Source organism: Halorussus marinus, assembly GCF_004765795.1.
Lineage (GTDB): Archaea > Halobacteriota > Halobacteria > Halobacteriales > Haladaptataceae > Halorussus > Halorussus marinus.
This window is the reverse complement of record NZ_SBIV01000034.1, coordinates 1-698: the sequence shown is the minus strand read 5'-3', so window position 1 is coordinate 698 and position 698 is coordinate 1. Positions and strand designations below refer to the sequence as shown.

General features: G+C 62.9%; 1 protein-coding gene. It reads left to right on the top strand.

Annotation, left to right across the window (positions count from 1 at the left end; all coding sequences use genetic code 11):
- Nucleotides 1-179 precede the first annotated feature (179 nt).
- Nucleotides 180-698 (top strand): hypothetical protein (locus tag EPY72_RS19115; protein ID WP_135807464.1); only part of this gene is annotated, 519 nt, incomplete at its 3' end.

Genomic DNA, 698 nt, shown 5'->3' with positions numbered 1-698 from the left:
GACCGATGGGCTGGACCTGTACGGACTGCGGCCGCACGTTCGCGTTCGACCCCTGCGAACGTGAGCGAACTGCCGAAGACGGGCCTACGTGTCTCGACTGTCTGAACCCCGCCGGGAAGTAACCAGCCCTATTTAAAGTATAAGTCAACCCCTGAACGCTACAGAACGCTTTCCCCATCATGTCCACCCGAGAACGACGAGTCACACTCGCCCTGAAGTGGCACTACCTCGACAACCTCAGCGTCGAGGAGATCCAGGACCGCTTCGAGGACGAAGGCGTCGGCTCGTACGCCAAGTCGACCATCCGCGGCTACCTCAACGAAGAGCCGAAAGAGGAGGTCATCGAGCAGATCGAGCAGAAGCACGCGGACGTCCGCCTCCAGATAGCAGAACGCGAAGAGCGGCTCTACCAGCGAGCGCGGAACGCTGAATCTCAGGCGGTCGAGGACCAACCGATCGTTCGGGTGGTTCCGAAGACGGAGACCGTCTCGAACGACCGAGAGACGCCGATGTCGTGGCCGGCCTGGGAGATCGTCGAGCCGGGCGACGATGACTGGCCGGAGTGGGCGACCGAGCGCGACGTCATCATCCGGTTCGTCGACAACGAGCAGACCCGAGTGCTACCGGGCGAGGAGTATCCGCTGCGGGCGATCGACGGCAGTCCGAAGTACACGAAGGAGCTCGCTGGCCTCGAGCGC